This window comes from Streptomyces sp. NPDC003327 (assembly GCF_053589515.1).
Genome location: NZ_JBSFSA010000019.1, coordinates 1 through 16,935, shown reverse-complemented (window position 1 = coordinate 16,935; position 16,935 = coordinate 1). Strand labels below are relative to the sequence as shown.

The 16,935-nt window shown below is 72.5% G+C and carries 14 protein-coding genes and 1 pseudogene; 10 read left to right on the top strand and 5 right to left on the bottom strand.

The window, feature by feature from the left end; genetic code table 11:
• The first annotated feature begins 16 nt into the window (after window positions 1–16).
• Window positions 17–571, top strand: a complete 555-nt coding sequence (locus tag ACWDVG_RS17185; RefSeq protein WP_451700034.1) for an AAA family ATPase — start codon at window positions 17–19, stop codon at window positions 569–571.
• A 1-nt stretch (window position 572) separates the two neighbouring features.
• Here the strand turns inward: ACWDVG_RS17185 and ACWDVG_RS17180 are convergent, their stop codons facing one another.
• Together ACWDVG_RS17180 and ACWDVG_RS17175 are read right to left on the bottom strand one after the other, a co-directional pair.
• Window positions 573–851, bottom strand: coding sequence for a hypothetical protein (locus ACWDVG_RS17180; RefSeq protein WP_451700032.1), 279 nt, complete (start codon window positions 849–851; stop codon window positions 573–575).
• Between the two features lie 41 nt (window positions 852–892).
• The gene (locus ACWDVG_RS17175) at window positions 893–1,939 is read right to left on the bottom strand and encodes a LacI family DNA-binding transcriptional regulator (protein ID WP_451700031.1); all 1,047 of its coding nucleotides are present in this window, start codon (window positions 1,937–1,939) and stop codon (window positions 893–895) included.
• Window positions 1,940–2,049: 110 nt separating this feature from the next.
• Between ACWDVG_RS17175 and ACWDVG_RS17170 the strand changes: the two genes are divergently transcribed.
• From ACWDVG_RS17170 to ACWDVG_RS17140, 7 genes are all read left to right on the top strand, one after another.
• Window positions 2,050–3,201 (top strand): Gfo/Idh/MocA family protein, encoded by a 1,152-nt coding sequence (locus ACWDVG_RS17170; protein WP_451700030.1) that lies wholly within the window; start codon window positions 2,050–2,052, stop codon window positions 3,199–3,201.
• Window positions 3,198–4,346 carry a dihydrodipicolinate synthase family protein gene (locus ACWDVG_RS17165; protein WP_451700029.1) on the top strand — a complete coding sequence of 383 codons (1,149 nt, stop codon included), beginning with the start codon at window positions 3,198–3,200 and terminating at the stop codon, window positions 4,344–4,346. Before ACWDVG_RS17170 ends, ACWDVG_RS17165 begins: the two co-directional genes overlap by 4 nt.
• A complete protein-coding gene (locus ACWDVG_RS17160) occupies window positions 4,343–5,146 on the top strand; it encodes a sugar phosphate isomerase/epimerase family protein (protein WP_451700027.1) in 804 nt (267 codons plus the stop codon). Before ACWDVG_RS17165 ends, ACWDVG_RS17160 begins: the two co-directional genes overlap by 4 nt.
• 245 nt (window positions 5,147–5,391) lie before the next feature.
• A complete protein-coding gene (locus ACWDVG_RS17155) occupies window positions 5,392–6,777 on the top strand; it encodes an AAA family ATPase (RefSeq protein ID WP_451700026.1) in 1,386 nt (461 codons plus the stop codon).
• Entirely contained in the window at window positions 6,774–7,523 is a 750-nt protein-coding gene (locus ACWDVG_RS17150; protein ID WP_451700025.1) for an HNH endonuclease, read from the top strand. The genes ACWDVG_RS17155 and ACWDVG_RS17150 overlap by 4 nt, the downstream gene beginning before the upstream one ends.
• A 79-nt stretch (window positions 7,524–7,602) precedes the next feature.
• Window positions 7,603–9,828: an SF1B family DNA helicase RecD2 gene (gene recD2 / locus ACWDVG_RS17145; RefSeq protein ID WP_451700024.1), complete on the top strand. Its 2,226-nt coding sequence runs from the start codon at window positions 7,603–7,605 to the stop codon at window positions 9,826–9,828.
• A gap of 179 nt (window positions 9,829–10,007) precedes the next feature.
• Window positions 10,008–11,297, top strand: coding sequence for a citrate synthase (locus ACWDVG_RS17140; RefSeq protein ID WP_451700023.1), 1,290 nt, complete (start codon window positions 10,008–10,010; stop codon window positions 11,295–11,297).
• Between the two features lie 374 nt (window positions 11,298–11,671).
• Here ACWDVG_RS17140 and ACWDVG_RS17135 read toward each other — a convergent pair whose 3' ends face one another.
• Both ACWDVG_RS17135 and ACWDVG_RS17130 read right to left on the bottom strand, forming a co-directional pair.
• Complete coding sequence (locus ACWDVG_RS17135) at window positions 11,672–13,927, bottom strand: heavy metal translocating P-type ATPase (RefSeq protein WP_451700021.1); 2,256 nt, start codon at window positions 13,925–13,927, stop codon at window positions 11,672–11,674.
• A 115-nt stretch (window positions 13,928–14,042) separates the two neighbouring features.
• Window positions 14,043–14,267 carry a heavy-metal-associated domain-containing protein gene (locus ACWDVG_RS17130; protein WP_451700020.1) on the bottom strand — a complete coding sequence of 75 codons (225 nt, stop codon included), beginning with the start codon at window positions 14,265–14,267 and terminating at the stop codon, window positions 14,043–14,045.
• A gap of 151 nt (window positions 14,268–14,418) precedes the next feature.
• Here ACWDVG_RS17130 and ACWDVG_RS17125 point away from each other — a divergent pair, with 151 nt between their 5' ends.
• Window positions 14,419–15,672 carry a cation:proton antiporter gene (locus ACWDVG_RS17125; RefSeq protein WP_451700019.1) on the top strand — a complete coding sequence of 418 codons (1,254 nt, stop codon included), beginning with the start codon at window positions 14,419–14,421 and terminating at the stop codon, window positions 15,670–15,672.
• A gap of 46 nt (window positions 15,673–15,718) precedes the next feature.
• On the opposite strand, the gene ACWDVG_RS17120 is transcribed toward ACWDVG_RS17125, so the two are convergent.
• Window positions 15,719–16,360 (bottom strand): TetR/AcrR family transcriptional regulator, encoded by a 642-nt coding sequence (locus tag ACWDVG_RS17120; RefSeq protein ID WP_451700018.1) that lies wholly within the window; start codon window positions 16,358–16,360, stop codon window positions 15,719–15,721.
• 163 nt (window positions 16,361–16,523) lie between these two features.
• Between ACWDVG_RS17120 and ACWDVG_RS17115 the strand changes: the two are divergent.
• Window positions 16,524–16,935: pseudogene (locus ACWDVG_RS17115) on the top strand (MMPL family transporter); the annotation flags it as partial.

The window sequence follows — 16,935 nt, the reverse complement described above, 5'->3', positions numbered from 1 at the left end:
GTCCTACGCTGCGGGGATGGATCTCGTCCCCGTCGACCGCACCCCGGCTCCCGGAATCGTCCTGCTCAGCGGCATCCCCGGCAGCGGCAAGTCCACCGTCGCGGCCGCCCTCGCGGCCCGGTTCACCGCCTCCGCGCACATCGAGGTCGACGAGCTCCAGAACCTCATCGTCCGCGGCGGCCACTGGCCGACCCCGGACGGCGACCCGGAGGCGGACCGCCAGATCTTCCTCCGCGCCCGCAACGCCTGCCTCCTCGCGGACAGCTTCGTCACGGCCGGCTTCCTGCCGGTCGTCGACGACGTGGTCGTCCGCCGCTCCCACCTCGGCTTCTACCGCTCCCAGGCGCGTACGGGCCCGCTCCACGCGGTCTTCCTGACGCCCGGCCCGGACAAGGCCTGGGAGCGCAACAACGCCCGCCACAAGAAGCTGACGACCAACTGGGCCTTCCTGGACGAGGCGATGCGCGACGAACTCGTCGACGAGGGCACGTGGATCGACAACGCCGACCTGACGGTGGAGGAGACGGTCGACGCGGTCCTCACGGCGACGGGCCTGACGCCGGAGGCGTGACTCAGCCCCCGGAGCGCGGGAACCCGTCGGTCCTGACGACGATCTCGCGCCCTTCGAGGGGCAGGACGAGGTCCTCGCCGAAGGCGATCGTCTCCTGGTCCAGGTAGGTCCCCGTACGGGTCGGGGTGCGGTGGACGGTGCAGGTCTGGTCCGACCGGTCCTCGCCCTGCGGCGTCATGATGATCTTCCCGTTGGTGATCTCGACGCGGTAGCCGTCGGGCAGGGGGACGCCGTCGAGGACGTCCCAGGCGCTCGGAAGGTCCATCAGTATGGTCGCCATCCGCTCCTCCGTGTGTCGTCGCTCACAACGGTAGCGGCCCGTCACCCCCGGGGCGCCGCCGTCGACCCCCGCACCACCAGCTCCCCAGGGACCGTCTGCGGGCCCCCCGCCGGGGGCTCCTCCGCGCCCACCGCGAGGCGGCCCGCCCGTACGCCCGCGTCGTGGAGCGGGAGCCGTACGGTCGTGAGCGCGGGGACGGCGTCCACCGAGAACGGCAGGTCGTCGAAGCCGGCCACCGACACGTCGTCCGGGATGGACAGGCCCCGCTCGCGCAGGGCGGCGCAGACGCCGAGGGCCACCGTGTCGTTGGCGGCCACGATCGCCGTGAGGTCCGGGTCGCGGGCGAGGAGTGCGGCCGTCGCCGTGTGCCCCGAGCGGCGGTCGTACGGGCCGTGCACGGTCGGCCCCTCGGCGACGCCCGCCGCGGCGAGCGCCTCCCGGTGGCCCTCCAGGCGGTGCCGGGTGGTGGTGCGGTCGGCGGGCCCCGCCACGTAACCGATCCGGCGGTGGCCGAGGCCGAGGAGGTGCTCGGTGAGCAGCCGGGCCCCGGCGCGGTTGTCGAAGACGAGCGCCGCCGCGTTGGCGTCGCCCGGCACCGGCGGCCGCCCGCACAGGACGACCCGCGTCCCGGCCTCCGCGAGCCGGCTGAGCTTGCCGGCCGTCGCCGCGAGGTGCCCCGGGTCCTCCAGGGAGCCGCCCATGAGGATGACGGCCGCGGCCCGCTGCCGCTGGAGCAGGGTCAGGTAGGTCAGCTCGCGTTCGGGCGAGCCGCCCGTGTTGCAGACGACGGCCAGCTTCTCGCCCCCGGCCCGCCCCGACCCGCCCTCCCCGATCGCGCCCTGCGCGGCGCTCGCCATGATCCCGAAGAAGGGGTCGGCGATGTCGTTGACGAGGACGCCGATCAGGTCGGACGTGGCGGCGGCGAGCGAGCTCGCGGGCCCGTTGAGGACGTAGTCCAGCTCGTCGACGGCCCGCAGCACCCGTTCCCGGGTCGAGGCGGCGACCGGGTAGTTGCCGTTGAGGACGCGGGAGACGGTGGCGGGGGAGACCCGGGCGCGGGCTGCCACGTCCGCCAGGGTGACGGTCATCGTGTGCGTACCTCCAGGGCTCTTGTCGGCGGCGATGTCGGCAGGCTAGCGTCATCGCCGACAGAAAGCGCTTTCTATCGAGCGCGGAACGCCGGGGAGAGGAAACCTCCGTGACACGCAGGACAGTCCGCATCGCCATGAACGGCGTCACCGGGCGCATGGGCTACCGCCAGCACCTCGTCCGCTCGATCCTCGCGCTGCGCGAGCAGGGCGGCCTCGACCTCGGCAACGGCGAGACCCTCTGGCCCGAACCGGTCCTCGTCGGCCGCCGCGAACCCGCCCTCCGCGCCCTCGCCGAGAAGCACGGCCTCACCGAGTGGTCCACCGACCTCGACGCCGTCCTCGCCGACGACACCGTCGACATCTACTTCGACGCCCAGGTCACCTCCGCCCGCGTCGACGCGCTCACCCGCGCCATCGGCGCCGGAAAGCACATCTACACCGAGAAGCCGACGGCAGCCGACCTCGCCGGCGCCCTCGAACTCGCCCGCCTCGCCGAGGCTAGGGGCATCAAGCACGGCGTCGTCCAGGACAAGCTCTTCCTCCCCGGCCTGCTCAAGCTGAAGCGGCTCGTCGACGGCGGCTTCTTCGGCGAGATCCTCTCCGTGCGCGGCGAGTTCGGCTACTGGGTCTTCGAGGGCGACTGGCAGGAGGCCCAGCGCCCCAGCTGGAACTACCGCGCCGAGGACGGCGGCGGCATCGTCGTCGACATGTTCCCGCACTGGGAGTACGTGCTCCACGAGCTGTTCGGCCGCGTCACCTCCGTCAGCGCCCACGTCGCCACCCACGTCCCGCGCCGCTGGGACGAGCACGGCAAGCCCTACGAGGCGACCGCCGACGACGCCGCCTACGGCATCTTCCAGCTGGAGGGCGGCACCGTCGCCCAGATCAACTCCTCCTGGGCCGTCCGCGTCCACCGCGACGAACTCGTCGAGTTCCAGGTCGACGGCACCCACGGCTCCGCCGTCGCCGGACTGCGCGGCTGCCGCGTCCAGCACCGCTCCGCCACCCCCAAGCCCGTCTGGAACCCGGACATCCCCGCCACCGAGTCCTTCCGCGACCAGTGGCAGGAGGTCCCCGACAACACCGAGTTCGACAACGGCTTCAAGGCCCAGTGGGAGCTGTTCCTGCGCCACGTCACCCTCGGCGAGCCCTACCACTGGGACCTCCTCGCCGGCGCCCGCGGCGTCCAGCTCGCCGAGCTCGGCCTGAGGTCCGCCGCCGAGGGCCGCCGCCTCGACGTCCCGGAGGTCTCCCTGTGATCCGCCTCCCCGGACCCGACGGCGCGCTCCGCGCGTACGCGCCCCGCGCCGAGCCCCTCGCGCTCGCCCCGGGCGGCGCCCCGGCCTCCCGTACGGTCTTCTCCGCCGCCCACGTCGTCGCCGACCCGTACGCCGACACCACCCCCGACGGCCCCGCCGCCGTCGACTGGGACGCCACCCTCGCCTTCCGCCGCCACCTGTGGGCCCACGGCCTGGGCGTCGCCGAGGCCATGGACACCGCCCAGCGCGGCATGGGCCTCGACTGGGCCGGCGCCGCCGAACTGATCCGCCGCTCCTCCGCCGAGGCTAAGGCCGTCGGCGGCCGCATCGCCTGCGGCGTCGGCACCGACCAGCTCGCCGCCGGCACCCTGCCGGAGATCCGCGCCGCCTACGAGGAACAGCTCGCCGTCGTCGAGGAGTCGGGCGCCCAGGCGATCCTGATGGCCTCCCGCGCCCTGGCCGCCGAGGCCGCAGGCCCCGAGGACTACCTCGACCTCTACGGCCACCTCCTGCGCCAGGCGAGCGAGCCCGTCGTCCTGCACTGGCTCGGCCCGATGTTCGACCCGGCCCTGGAGGGCTACTGGGGCTCCGCCGACCTCGACGCCGCCACCGAGACCTTCCTCGACGTCATCAGGGCCCACCCCGACAAGGTCGACGGCATCAAGATCTCCCTCCTCGACGCGGGCCGCGAGGTCGCCCTGCGCCGCCGCCTCCCCGAGGGCGTCCGCTGCTACACCGGCGACGACTTCCACTACCCGGAGCTGATCGCCGGGGACGAGCAGGGCTTCAGCCACGCCCTCCTCGGCATCTTCGACCCGCTGGGCCCGCTCGCCGCCGAGGCCGTCCGGGTCCTCGACACGGGGGACACCGACGGCTTCCGCAAGCTCCTCGACCCGACCGTCGCACTCTCCCGCCACCTCTTCCGGGCGCCGACCCGCTTCTACAAGACGGGCGTCGTGCTCCTCGCCTGGCTCGCCGGCCACCAGGACCACTTCACCATGGTCGGCGGCCTCCAGTCCGCCCGCTCGCTGCCGCACCTCGCCCGCGCGTACGAACTCGCCGACGGCCTCGGCCTCTTCCCGGACCCGGCCCTCGCCGAGACCCGGATGCGGGCCCTCCTCACGGTCCACGGAGTACCGGCATGAACCTCGACCGCTTCGGCATCAACCAGATGACGGTGAAGCAGCTCGCGCTGCCCGACCTGGTCGCGCAGTGCGTCCGGCTCGGCGTCCCCGGCGTCGGCCTCTGGCGCGAACCCGTCCGGGCGTACGGGACCGAGGCCGCCGCCGCGCTCGTACGGGACGCCGGACTCACCGTCACCACCCTCTGCCGGGGCGGCTTCTTCACCTCCGACGGCTGGGAGGCGGAGAACCGCGCGGCCGTCGACGAGGCGGTGGCGCTCGGCACCGACACCCTCGTCCTGGTCTCCGGCGGCCTCACCCCCGCCTGCCCCGACCTGCCCGCCGCCCGGGCCCGCATCACCGAGGCGATCGGCGCCCTCGCCCCGTACGCGGGCGAGCGGGGCGTCCGCCTCGCCATCGAGCCCCTCCACCCGATGTACGCCTCCGACCGGTGCGCCGTCTCCACCCTGGACCAGGCCCTGGAGATCGCCGAGCACTTCCCGGCGGACCAGGTGGGCGTCACCGTCGACACGTACCACCTGTGGTGGGACGACCGGGCCCCGGCGGCGGTCGCCCGCGCGGGCGCGGCGGGCCGCATCCACTCCTTCCAGCTCGCCGACTGGACCACCCCCCTCCCGGCGGGCGTCCTCAACGGCCGCGGCCAGCTCGGCACGGGCGTCATCGACCTGACGGCCTGGGCGGCCCTGGTCGAGGAGGCGGGTTACACGGGCCCGGTGGAGGTCGAACTCTTCAACGACGACCTGTGGACCCGGGACGGCACCGAGGTCCTGGAGGAGACCCTGACCGCCTACCTGGCGGTCTGAGCCCGAAGGGGTGCGGCCCTCCACCCCGCCGGGGCCGGCCGGTGAGGGATGTGCGGCCCCCACCACCCGGCCCCGGCCGTTCCCGTGCCCGGCGTCCGGAGTCGGGGCGCGACACCGGGCTTCGCGCGGGGCCGCGAGAGTACGGGGCGCCCGCACCGCCTTCCGTAGAATCGGCCGTCCGGGTCGGCAGGTCGTCTCCAGCCCTGGTTCCGCCCCCAGGACCGAGCGAACGGACAACGGCTCCCATGTACGTCAGCAGGCTCCACATCGAGAACATCAAGTCCTTCCACGGTTCCCGCACGGTCGACCTGACGCTGACGCGGCCGGACGGCGGACACGCCGGCTGGACGGTGCTCGCGGGCCGCAACGGCTCGGGCAAGACGACGCTGCTGCGCGCGCTGGCGCTGGCCCTGAGCGGACCCGTGGCGGCACGCGGGCTCGTGCAGAGCTTCGAGAACTGGATCTCGCGGGGAACGAGGGTCGCCCTGGCCGAGGTCGACATCGTGCGGGACCGGACCTTCGACAGGTTCAGCGCCGGGGGCAGGACCGTGGACGAGTTCTGGGCCGGACTCAAGTGGACCGCCCCGAGCGAGCCGAGCGGCCACCGGGTCGCGCAGCCCGCCCTGGAGGAGGTCCGCTACCCGAAGGCACGGGCGACCAGTGCGACCCCGGCCGGGCGCGGCCCGTGGGCCGACAACCCGTCGGGCTGGTTCTGCGCCGCGTACGGGCCGTTCCGGCGCATGGCGGGAGGATCCGGAGACGTACAGCGGCTGATGCTGGCCGCCGGCCCGGTCGCCCGGCAGGCCAGCCTGTTCCACGAGGACGCTTCCCTCGCCGAGGGCGTCGCGTGGCTGATCGAGCAGCACCTGCGCGCGCTGGAGGGGAAGGAGGGCGCCGAGTCCCTGAAGAGGGCGGCCCTGTCCGTCCTGGGCGACGGGCTCCTCCCGGACGGATACCGCGTGGACGACGTGGACTCGGAGGGACTCTGGGTCACGCGCGACGGGCAGCGCTTCCCCCTGCGCGAGATGAGCGACGGCTTCCGCACGGTCGCCTCCCTCGTCGTCGACCTGCTCAAGCAGATCCACGAGTCGTTCGGTGACGCGGCGTTCCCTGCGGAGGGCGAAGGGCTGCGGGCGATCCGCGTCCCCGGCGTCGTGATCATCGACGAGATCGACGCCCACCTCCACATCACCTGGCAGCGGCGCATCGGACCGTGGCTGACCTCCCGCTTCCCCCACATCCAGTTCATCGTCACCACCCACAGCCCGTACATCTGTCAGGCGGCCGACCCCGGAGGTCTCGTTCGCCTCCCCGGAGTGGGCGAGGAGGCCGCGCCCGAGGTGGTGGCGCACGACCTGTACGAGCGGGTGGTCTTCGGCAGCGGAGACGACGCCGTCCTCTCGGAGCTGTTCGGTCTGGACACCCCGTACTCCGAGCGGGCCGAGCTGCTCCGGGCCGAGTTCGTGGAGCTGGAGGCCAGCGTCTACGAAGGCGACGCATCGCCGGAGACCCTCTCCCGGTACAAGGAGCTGAAGAACCGGCTCACCAGTTCGCCGACGGCTCGGCTCGACGAGATGTCCGCCCGTCTGAACCGCCTCTCCGGCGAGAGCGCGGAGGGCAAGGCGGGATGATCCGGCTTCGGCGCGTCGCGCTGCCGCCGGGGACGGTGACGCGGCTGGGGGAGTACACCGAGGAGATCGCGGAGCAGGCCACGGACAAGGCCCGGAAGGACCGGGCCAGGGAGCTGTGGGCGGCGCGTCGCACGGTACGTCCCGCGCTCCTCGCCGCGCTCACGGAGATGGCGCCCGGCCACGCGCGCTGCATGTACTGCGGCGAGAGCCAGGGCACGGACATCGACCACTTCGACCCGAAGAGCCGTACCCCCCTCCGGACCTTCGACTGGTCCAACCACCTGCTCGCCTGCTCGTACTGCAACAGCAACCAGAAGCGCAGCCTGTTCCCGCTCGACGCCGACGGCGCGGCCCTCCTCGTCGACCCGACCCTGGGGGAACCGCTGGACCACCTGCGCCTGGTGCTGCCCCTCGGCGAGTACCGGGCGAGGACACCCCAGGGCCAGGCGTGCATCGACGTGTTCGGACTGAACAGCAGACCGGTCCTGGTCAAGGGACGGGTGGACGCCTACGCGCTGTCCCGGCAAGCCCTCCGACTGTGGCGCATCGTCACGGACGAGGGCCAGCACGACCAGGCGCGGGAAATCGTCCAGGTCTCCTGGAACCGCCCGCTGGTCGATGTGCTCGTCGCGATGTTCCACCAGTCCGAACACCCGGCGGCCGAGGCCCTTTTCGCGGGCGAGGACGGCGTACTGACCCTCCTGCGCGACCCGGAACTCCGAGAGGGCTTCCTGAACCGAGGCTGACGCGCACCGGGCCCTCCCGCGCGGCCCGTTGTCCACAGGCGCGCCCCCCGCTGTCCGAGGGCTTCGCTACCGTCGGGGCATGTCCAATGAGGGTCGGGGTCCGGCGGTGGTCGAGGGGGTCCTTGAGCGGATCACCTACGCCAATGAGGAGAACGGGTACACGGTCGCCCGGGTCGACACCGGGCGGGGCGGCGGGGAGCTGCTGACCGTGGTGGGGGCGCTGCTCGGGGCGCAGCCCGGGGAGTCGCTGCGGATGGAGGGGCGTTGGGGGTCCCATCCGCAGTACGGGAAGCAGTTCACGGTCGACAACTACACGACGGTGCTGCCCGCCACCATCCAGGGCATACGCCGCTACCTCGGCTCCGGTCTGATCAAGGGCATCGGGCCGCGGATCGCCGAGCGGATCGTGGACCACTTCGGTACGGACACGCTGGACGTCATCGAGAGCGAGCCGAAGCGGCTGATCGAGGTGCCGGGGCTCGGGCCGAAGCGGACGAAGCTGATCGGGGCTGCCTGGGAGGAGCAGAAGGCGATCAAGGAGGTGATGGTCTTCCTCCAGGGGGTCGGCGTCTCCACCTCGATCGCGGTGCGGATCTACAAGCAGTACGGCGACGCCTCGATCTCCGTCGTGCGCAACCAGCCCTACCGCCTCGCCGCCGACGTGTGGGGCATCGGCTTCCTGACCGCCGACCGGATCGCGCAGGCCGTCGGCATCCCGCACGACAGCCCCGACCGGGTGAAGGCGGGCCTGCAGTACGCGCTGTCGCAGTCCACCGACCAGGGCCACTGCTTCCTGCCCGAGGAGCGGCTCATCGCGGACGCCGTGAAGCTGCTCCAGGTGGACACCGGCCTCGTCATCGAGTGCCTCGCCGAGCTGGCGGCGGACCCCGAGGGGGTCGTACGGGAGGTGGTGCCGGGCCCGGAGGGGGCGCCCGTCACGGCCGTGTTCCTGGTGCCGTTCCACCGGGCGGAGCTGTCCCTCGCCGGGCAGCTGCGGCGGCTGCTGCGGGCCGAGGAGGACCGGCTGGCGGCCTTCGGGGACGTGGCCTGGGACAAGGCGCTGGCGTGGCTCGCGGACCGTACGGGGGCGACGCTGGCGCCCGAGCAGGAGGAGGCGGTCCGGCTCGCCCTGACCCGGAAGGTGGCGGTCCTGACGGGCGGCCCCGGCTGCGGGAAGTCCTTCACCGTGCGGTCCGTCGTGGAGCTGGCCCGGGCCAAGCGGGCCAAGGTGGTGCTGGCGGCGCCGACGGGCCGGGCGGCCAAGCGGCTGGCCGAGCTGACCGGCGCGGAGGCCTCCACGGTCCACCGGCTCCTGGAGCTGAAGCCGGGCGGGGACGCGGCCTACGACCGGGACAGGCCGCTCGACGCGGACCTGATCGTGGTCGACGAGGCCTCGATGCTCGACCTGCTGCTCGCGAACAAGCTGGTGAAGGCGGTGGCGCCGGGCGCCCATCTGCTGCTCGTCGGGGACGTCGACCAGCTGCCGTCGGTCGGCGCGGGCGAGGTCCTCGGGGACCTCCTCGCCCCCGACAGCCCCGTGCCGGCGGTGCGGCTGACCCGGATCTTCCGCCAGGCCCAGGAGTCCGGGGTGGTCACCAACGCGCACCGGATCAACGCCGGGACCCCGCCCCTCACCCAGGGGCTGCCGGACTTCTTCCTCTTCGCCGAGGAGGAGACGGAGGACGCGGCCCGGGTCGCCGTGGAGGTCGCGGCCCGGCGGATTCCGGCCAAGTTCGGCCTCGATCCGCGCCGGGACGTCCAGGTCCTCGCCCCGATGCACCGGGGACCGGCCGGCGCGGGCGCGCTCAACGGACTGCTCCAGCAGGCGATCACCCCGGCCCGTCCGGACCTCCCGGAGAAGCGGTTCGGCGGCCGGGTCTTCCGGGTGGGCGACAAAGTCACCCAGATCCGGAACAACTACGAAAAGGGCGCCAATGGGGTCTTCAACGGTACGGTCGGCGTGGTGACGTCACTGGACCCCGTCGAGCAGCGGCTCACCGTGCGGACGGACGAGGACGAGGAGGTGCCGTACGACTTCGACGAGCTGGACGAACTCGCCCACGCGTACGCGGTCACCATCCACCGTTCGCAGGGCAGCGAGTATCCGGCGGTGGTGATTCCGGTCACCATGAGCGCGTGGATGATGCTGCAGCGCAACCTGCTCTACACGGCCGTGACCCGGGCGCGGAAGCTCGTCGTCCTGGTCGGCTCCCGCCGGGCGATCGCCCAGGCGGTCCGTACGGTCTCCGCCGGCCGGCGCTTTACCGCACTGGCCCATCGGCTCACAGGGGGCACCCTCGTGTGAAAGATCACGGAGGGCTACCGGAACCGGGGCGAAGGGGGCAGGATAAGCAGGTTGGCGGCACTGAGTGCCGCCGATTGGCCCAATGGTCGACCCCGAGTGCACTCTCCTGAGCCAAATGGGGGATGGTAGAGACAGTCAGGGCACCTCGAAGAAGAGGCACTACGTCGGTGAGGGATGACGTGAGCGACAACTCTGTAGTACTGCGGTACGCGGACGGTGAATACACCTACCCGGTGGTCGAGAGCACCGTCGGCGACAAGGGCTTCGACATCGGGAAGCTGCGAGCCCAGACCGGTCTGGTCACCCTGGACAGCGGATACGGCAACACCGCCGCCTACAAATCCGCCATCACCTACCTCGACGGTGAGCAGGGCATTCTGCGGTACCGCGGCTACCCCATCGAGCAGCTGGCCGAGCGCTCCACCTTCCTCGAGGTGGCGTACCTGCTGATCAACGGTGAGCTTCCCAAGGTCGACGAGCTCGCGACCTTCCAGAACGAGATCACCCAGCACACGCTGGTCCACGAGGACGTCAAGAACTTCTTCCGCGGCTTCCCGCGGGACGCCCACCCGATGGCGATGCTGTCCTCCGTGGTGTCCGCGCTGTCCACCTTCTACCAGGACAGCCACAACCCGTTCGACGAGAAGCAGCGCCACCTCTCCACGATCCGGCTGCTCGCCAAGCTGCCGACGATCGCGGCGTACGCGTACAAGAAGTCGATCGGCCACCCCTTCGTCTACCCGCGCAACGACCTCGGCTACGTCGAGAACTTCCTGCGCATGACCTTCTCGGTCCCGGCGCAGGAGTACGAGCTCGACCCGGTCGTCGTCTCGGCGCTCGACAAGCTGCTGATCCTGCACGCGGACCACGAGCAGAACTGTTCGACCTCCACCGTGCGTCTGGTCGGCTCCTCGCAGGCGAACATGTTCGCCTCGATCTCCGCCGGCATCTCGGCCCTCTGGGGCCCGCTGCACGGCGGCGCCAACCAGTCGGTCCTGGAGATGCTGGAGGGCATCCAGGCCAACGGCGGCGACGTCGACTCCTTCATCCGCAAGGTGAAGAACAAGGAGGACGGCGTCCGCCTGATGGGCTTCGGCCACCGGGTGTACAAGTCCTTCGACCCCCGCGCCAAGATCATCAAGGCGGCGGCGCACGACGTCCTCTCGGCCCTCGGCAAGTCCGACGAGCTGCTGGACATCGCGCTCAAGCTGGAGGAGCACGCGCTCTCCGACGACTACTTCGTCTCGCGCAACCTCTACCCGAACGTGGACTTCTACACGGGTCTCATCTACCGCGCGATGGGCTTCCCGACCGAGATGTTCACCGTGCTCTTCGCGCTCGGTCGTCTCCCCGGCTGGATCGCCCAGTGGCACGAGATGATCAAGGAGCCGGGCTCCCGCATCGGCCGCCCGCGCCAGATCTACACCGGCGAGGTCCTGCGCGACTTCGTCCCGGTCGAGGCCCGCTGACCCTCGCGTCGCGCCTCCGGTCAAAGGAAAAGCGCCCCGCCGTCGATCCCCCCACGGGTCGACGAGCGGGGCGCTTCCCATATCCCCGGAGCGGATTCCCCCCACGGGATCCGGGCCGGGCGTCTGCCGGGTTCAGCAGAAGCTGCGCGGGTCTGCGCGGTCTGCCGGGGTACGTACGGGAGGGCCGCTCAAAGCTCCCCGACACGTGCCCCGGCCAACGCTCGCCTGGGACGTCCCCCAAGACATCCCATGAACGTCCCCCAAGACGTTCGTGGCTCGCCCACTTAGACTCGCGAACAGCCCAGATGGTTACCCCACAATATCTGTGATCTAGATCTCTTTGTGAAGGTCCTGTGCGTCACACGTAGGTGAATTCACACGAACCTCCGCAGCCGAAGGCTGTGGGAGACGACGAACACGGACGAAAGGGCCATCGCCAGGCCCGCGATCATCGGGTTGAGGAGTCCTGCCGCCGCGAGCGGGATCGCCGCGACGTTGTAGCCGAAGGCCCACCCGAGGTTGCCCTTGATCGTCGCCAGGGTGCGCCGGGAGAGCCGGATCGCGTCCGCCGCGACCCGCAGGTCGCCCCGGACCAGGGTCAGGTCGCTCGCCTCGATCGCCGCGTCCGTCCCCGTCCCCATCGCGAGGCCCAGATCGGCGGTGGCGAGCGCGGCGGCGTCGTTCACGCCGTCGCCGACCATGGCGACCGTCCGGCCCTCCGCCTGCAGTCGCCGCACCACCCCGGCCTTCTCCTCGGGCAGCACGTCGGCGATCACCTCGTCGATGCCGACCTCGGCCGCCACGGCCTCCGCGACCGCCCGGTGGTCCCCGGTCAGGAGCACGGGCCGCAGCCCCAGCGCGCGCAGCCGGGCGACCGCTTCCGCGCTGGTCTCCCTGACCGTGTCGGCGACGGTGAGGGTGCCGCGGGCCCGCCCGTCCCACGCGACGTGGACGACGCCGGGGCCGCCCGCCTCCCCGGGCACCTCGATCTCCTCGGCCGCGAGCAGCGCCGCCCGCCCCACGACGACGAGCCGGCCGTCGACGGAGCCGCGCACGCCGAGGCCGGGGACGTTCTCGAAGGTCTTCGGTACGGGCAGCTCGCCGACCCGCGCCGCGGCGCCGGCCGCCACGGCGCGCGCCACCGGGTGCTCGGAGGCGTGCTCCAGGGCGCCCGCGAGGCGCAGCAGCTCGGTCTCGTCGGTGCCCTCGGTGCCGTACGTCCCGCCGTACACCCGCACCCCGGTCAGCTCCATGCGCCCGGTGGTGACGGTGCCGGTCTTGTCGAGGACGACGGTGTCGACGCGGCGGGTGGACTCCAGGACCTCGGGGCCCTTGATGAGGATGCCGAGCTGGGCGCCCCGGCCGGTGCCGACCATCAGGGCGGTCGGGGTCGCCAGGCCCAGCGCGCAGGGGCAGGCGATGATCAGGACCGCCACGGCGGCGGTGAAGGAGGCGGTGACGTCGTCGGTGGCGAGGAGCTGTCCGACGAGGGTGCCGAGCGCGATCAGGAGGACGACCGGGACGAAGACGGCGGAGATCCGGTCGGCGAGCCGCTGCACCTCCGCCTTGCCGTTCTGGGCCTCCTCGACGAGCCTCGCCATCCGGGCGAGCCGGGTGTCGGCCCCGACGCGGGTGGCGCGGACGACGAGCCGCCCGGAGACGTTCACGAGCGCGCCGCTGACCGGGTCGCCGGCGGTGACGTCCACGGGCAGGGACTCGCCGGTCAGGAGCGAGGCGTCGACGGCGGAGTCGCCCTCGACGACGGTGCCGTCGGTGGCGACCTTCTCCCCGGGCCGTACGACGAAGAGGTCGCCGGTACGGAGGGCGGCGACCGGCACCCGTACCTCCGCGCCGTCCCTGAGGACGGCCACGTCCTTGGCGCCGAGGTCCATCAGGGCCCGCAGCGCGGCGCCCGCCTTCCGCTTGGCGCGGGCCTCCAGGAAGCGGCCGAGCAGGATGAAGGTGACGACCCCGGCCGCGACCTCCAGGTAGATCGTCGAGGAGGCGTCGGCGCGGTCCGCCGTGAGGTCGAAGCCGTGCCGCATGCCGGTCATGCCCGCGTCGCCGAGGAAGAGCGCCCAGAGCGACCAGCCGAAGGCGGCGAGGGTGCCGAGCGAGACGAGGGTGTCCATGGTGGCGGCGCCGTGCCGGAGGTTGGTCCAGGCGGCCCGGTGGAAGGGCAGTCCGCCCCAGACGACGACGGGGGCGGCGAGGGTGAGCGAGAGCCACTGCCAGTTGTCGAACTGGAGGGCGGGGACCATCGCGAGCAGGACGACGGGGGCCGCCAGGACGGCGGAGACCGTGAGCCGCTGCCGGAGCGAGTCGAGCCGGGGGTCCTCGGTCTCGGGGGCCCCGGCCTCCGGCGCTTCCGCCGCCGGCTTGGGCTCCGGCTCCGGTTCGGGCGCGGGCGGCGGGGGTTCCTCGGCGGTGTAGCCGGTGCGCACGACGGTGGCGATCAGCTCGTCGACCCCGACCTCCGGCGCGTGCTCGACGCGCGCCTTCTCCGTGGCGTAGTTGACGGTCGCGGTCACGCCGTCCATCCGGTTGAGCTTCTTCTCGACGCGGGCCGCGCAGGAGGCGCAGGTCATCCCGCCGATGGTCAGCTCGGTGACGGTGGTGGTGGGGGTCATGTGCGGTTCCAGGAAGGGGAGCAGGGCCGTACCGGTAACGGTACGGCCCTGCGGAGCGGCGCGGGACGGCGGTCGGACCTGCCGCCCGGCAGAGGTCCCGGTCCGGCGGCGGGTCTCAGACCAGCTCGTAGCCGGCCTCGTCCACGGCGGCGGCGACGGCCTCGCGGTCGAGCGGCGCGGCGGAGACGACGGTGACCTCGCCGGTCTTGGCGACGGCCGTGACGGAGGTGACGCCGGGGAGCGCGGAGATCTCGCCGGACACGGCACCCTCGCAGTGGCCGCAGGTCATGCCCTTGACCTGGTAGACGGTGGTGAGTTCGGTCTGGGTCTCTGCGGACATGGCGCTCTCCTCCTGAGGGGCGGGATCTCGTTCTCCGGTCAGACTATACCCCGAGGGGGTATCCGTGCCAGCGGGACGCCCGGGTTCTCGGGAGCCGCTGCCCCGTGAGGTCGACGGGGCGACCGGTCGGGATCCATGGTAAATACCCGATATGTCGCATTCGGGGACCACGCTCATCCTGATCATGGCGATCGCCGTCCTGGCGCCGCTCCTCGCCTACGGCGTGGGGCGCAGGCTCCCCGTCCCCCTCGTCATCTTCGAGATCCTCCTCGGCATCCTCATCGGCCCGGACGTCCTCGGCTGGGCCGAGTCCGACGACCTGATCGACGGCCTCTCCGAGCTCGGACTCACCATGCTGATCTTCCTCGCGGGGTACGAGATCGAGTTCGGCAAGGTCCGCGGGGACACCCTCCGGCGCGCCGTCCGGGCCTGGCTGATCGCCCTCGTCCTGGGGCTCGGCACCGGCGTTCTGCTCGGCGGCGGCTACACCAAGGGGGTCTTCGTCGGGGTCGCCCTGACCAGCACCGCGCTCGGCACCGTCCTGCCGGTGCTGCGGGACTCCGGGGAGCTGCACGGCCGGTTCGGATCGGTCGTCATGGCCTTCGGGGCGGTCGGCGAGTTCGGGCCGATCATCGCCATGGCCCTGCTGCTCAGCGGGCGCGGCGCCGCCGAGTCGACCGTCCTCCTCGCCGTCTTCGCGGCGCTCACGGCGGCCGCCGTCTACTGGGCGCTGCGGCCCCGGCCGCCGTGGTTCTCGACCGTCATCGCCAAGACCCTGCACAGCAGCGGGCAGTTCGCGGTCCGCTTCGTCTTCCTGCTCATCGCCCTCATGCTCGGGGCCTCCGAGGCACTCGGCCTCGACGTGCTGCTCGGCGCCTTCGCCGCCGGGCTCATCACCCGACTTGTCCTGACCGGGGCCGCGCCCGAGGCCGGGCCGCAGATCCTGGAGAAGGTCGAGGCCGTCGGCTTCGGCTTCCTCGTCCCGGTCTTCTTCGTCGTCACCGGGCTGGAGTTCGACCTGGACTCGCTCCTCTCCGGCGGCCGGACCCTCCTCCTGCTCCCCGTCTTCCTGCTGCTGTTCCTGGTGGTGCGCGGTGGGCCCCTGTGGCTCCTCGCCCCGCGCGACCTGGACCGGCGGGACCGGGGCGGGCTCGTCCTGTACGGCTCCACCGCCCTGCCGCTCGTCGTCGCCATCACCACCATCGGCGTGGACGAGGGGGCGATGACGGCCGGCGAGTCGGCGGCGCTGGTCGGGGCGGGCATGCTCTCCGTCCTCGTCTTCCCGCTGCTCGCGCTGAAGCTCCGGGCGCGGGCGGGGGCGGGGACGAGGACGGGGACGGCGGCGGACGCGGGGGAGCGGCCGGTCTCCACGGACCCGCCGGGGAGCGGCTCCGAGTCCTGGTGAGGACCGGCGTGCCGGCGGGGGCGTCAGGCCGTGGACGCTGGTGTCGTCAGGTGGTGGACGCGGGCTCGGGCGCCCCGTCGAGGAGCGGCGAGAGGTAGCGCAGGAGGACCTTCTTCAGCTCGTCGACGGTCGCGCGCCGGGCCGGGCCCTCGGGGGCGGCCAGGACGAGGGAGAGCCCTCCCTTGACCACCGCGAAGGTCATGTCCGCGATCCGGGCCAGCTCGTCCGGGGGCAGGCCGGGGGCGCGGTGGCCGATCACCTCGCGGACCCGGGCGAGCAGGGAGGCGTGCAGCTCGTCGTGCTCCTCGGCGATCCGGCCCGGTATCTCCGAGCCGTGCATCAGGGCGAGGAAGACCGGGTTGGCGCAGTTGAACTCGATCATCGGGTCGAGCACGGCGTCGAGGAGCCGGGGCAGCGGCAGCGCCAGGTTCTCCGGGGTGAAGGCCAGGCCGTGGGCCTCGCGCATCTGGTGGATGAGGCGGCCGCCCAGTTCGATCGCGATCGCTTCCTTGTTGGGGAAGTACTGGTAGAGCGTCCCGGGTGAGACGTGGGCCTCGCGGGCGATGGCGTTGGTGCTGGTCGCCGTGTAGCCGTTCGCGCAGAAGACGTCCGCGGCGGCCTGGAGCAGCTGCGCGATGCGGCGCTCGCCGCGCGCCTGACGCCGGCGCGGCTTCGGTTCTTCGGACATGGCTGTCCCCAGCTCTCCTCAACACGTTTGACAAACACGAGAGGTCGCTCGCATTCTTGAGAAACGCGAGTGATCGCTCGTGTTTGCCAGTCTATGGCAATGGGCGACCCATGCGACCTGCCGGGAAGCGAGCGCACGGGTCAGGTGAAGGGGACACCTCGTCATGGCCGAAGTCAAGGAAACGGCGCCCGCGGGACCGCAAGGGGGCAGGTCAGGGACCGGCTCAGGGGCGGAATCCAGGGGCAGGCCGGGGGCCGGGTCCGGAGTCAGGTCCGGAGGCAGGGCAGGGGGCTGGACGCGCTTCGTGACCGCACGGCCCCGCCTCACGCTCCTCGTCGCGCTCGTGATCACCGCGCTCGCCGTCCTCGCGGGCGGTGGCGTCGCCGACCGGATGGGCAGCGGCGGCTGGGAGGACCCGGCCGCCGAGTCCACGTACGCGACGGAGGCCCTGGAGCGCGAGTTCCCCGGCTCCCGGCCCAATCTGCTGCTCCTCGTCGACACCGGCGCCGCCGGGGCCGACGCGCCGGCGGTCGCGGCGGAGGCCCGCCGGCTCGCCGACCGCCTCGACGCCGAGC

Bases quoted from the DNA above. Each gene is read 5' to 3' on its own strand.
- ACWDVG_RS17130 (WP_451700020.1), bottom strand. From the start codon at position 14,267: ATGTCCGCAGAGACCCAGACCGAACTCACCACCGTCTACCAGGTCAAG.
- ACWDVG_RS17150 (WP_451700025.1), top strand. From the start codon at position 6,774: ATGATCCGGCTTCGGCGCGTCGCGCTGCCGCCGGGGACGGTGACGCGG.
- ACWDVG_RS17135 (WP_451700021.1), bottom strand. From the start codon at position 13,927: ATGACCCCCACCACCACCGTCACCGAGCTGACCATCGGCGGGATGACC.
- ACWDVG_RS17185 (WP_451700034.1), top strand. From the start codon at position 17: ATGGATCTCGTCCCCGTCGACCGCACCCCGGCTCCCGGAATCGTCCTG.
- ACWDVG_RS17155 (WP_451700026.1), top strand. From the start codon at position 5,392: ATGTACGTCAGCAGGCTCCACATCGAGAACATCAAGTCCTTCCACGGT.
- ACWDVG_RS17160 (WP_451700027.1), top strand. From the start codon at position 4,343: ATGAACCTCGACCGCTTCGGCATCAACCAGATGACGGTGAAGCAGCTC.
- ACWDVG_RS17120 (WP_451700018.1), bottom strand. From the start codon at position 16,360: ATGTCCGAAGAACCGAAGCCGCGCCGGCGTCAGGCGCGCGGCGAGCGC.
- ACWDVG_RS17180 (WP_451700032.1), bottom strand. From the start codon at position 851: ATGGCGACCATACTGATGGACCTTCCGAGCGCCTGGGACGTCCTCGAC.
- ACWDVG_RS17125 (WP_451700019.1), top strand. From the start codon at position 14,419: ATGTCGCATTCGGGGACCACGCTCATCCTGATCATGGCGATCGCCGTC.
- ACWDVG_RS17175 (WP_451700031.1), bottom strand. From the start codon at position 1,939: ATGACCGTCACCCTGGCGGACGTGGCAGCCCGCGCCCGGGTCTCCCCC.
- recD2 (WP_451700024.1), top strand. From the start codon at position 7,603: ATGTCCAATGAGGGTCGGGGTCCGGCGGTGGTCGAGGGGGTCCTTGAG.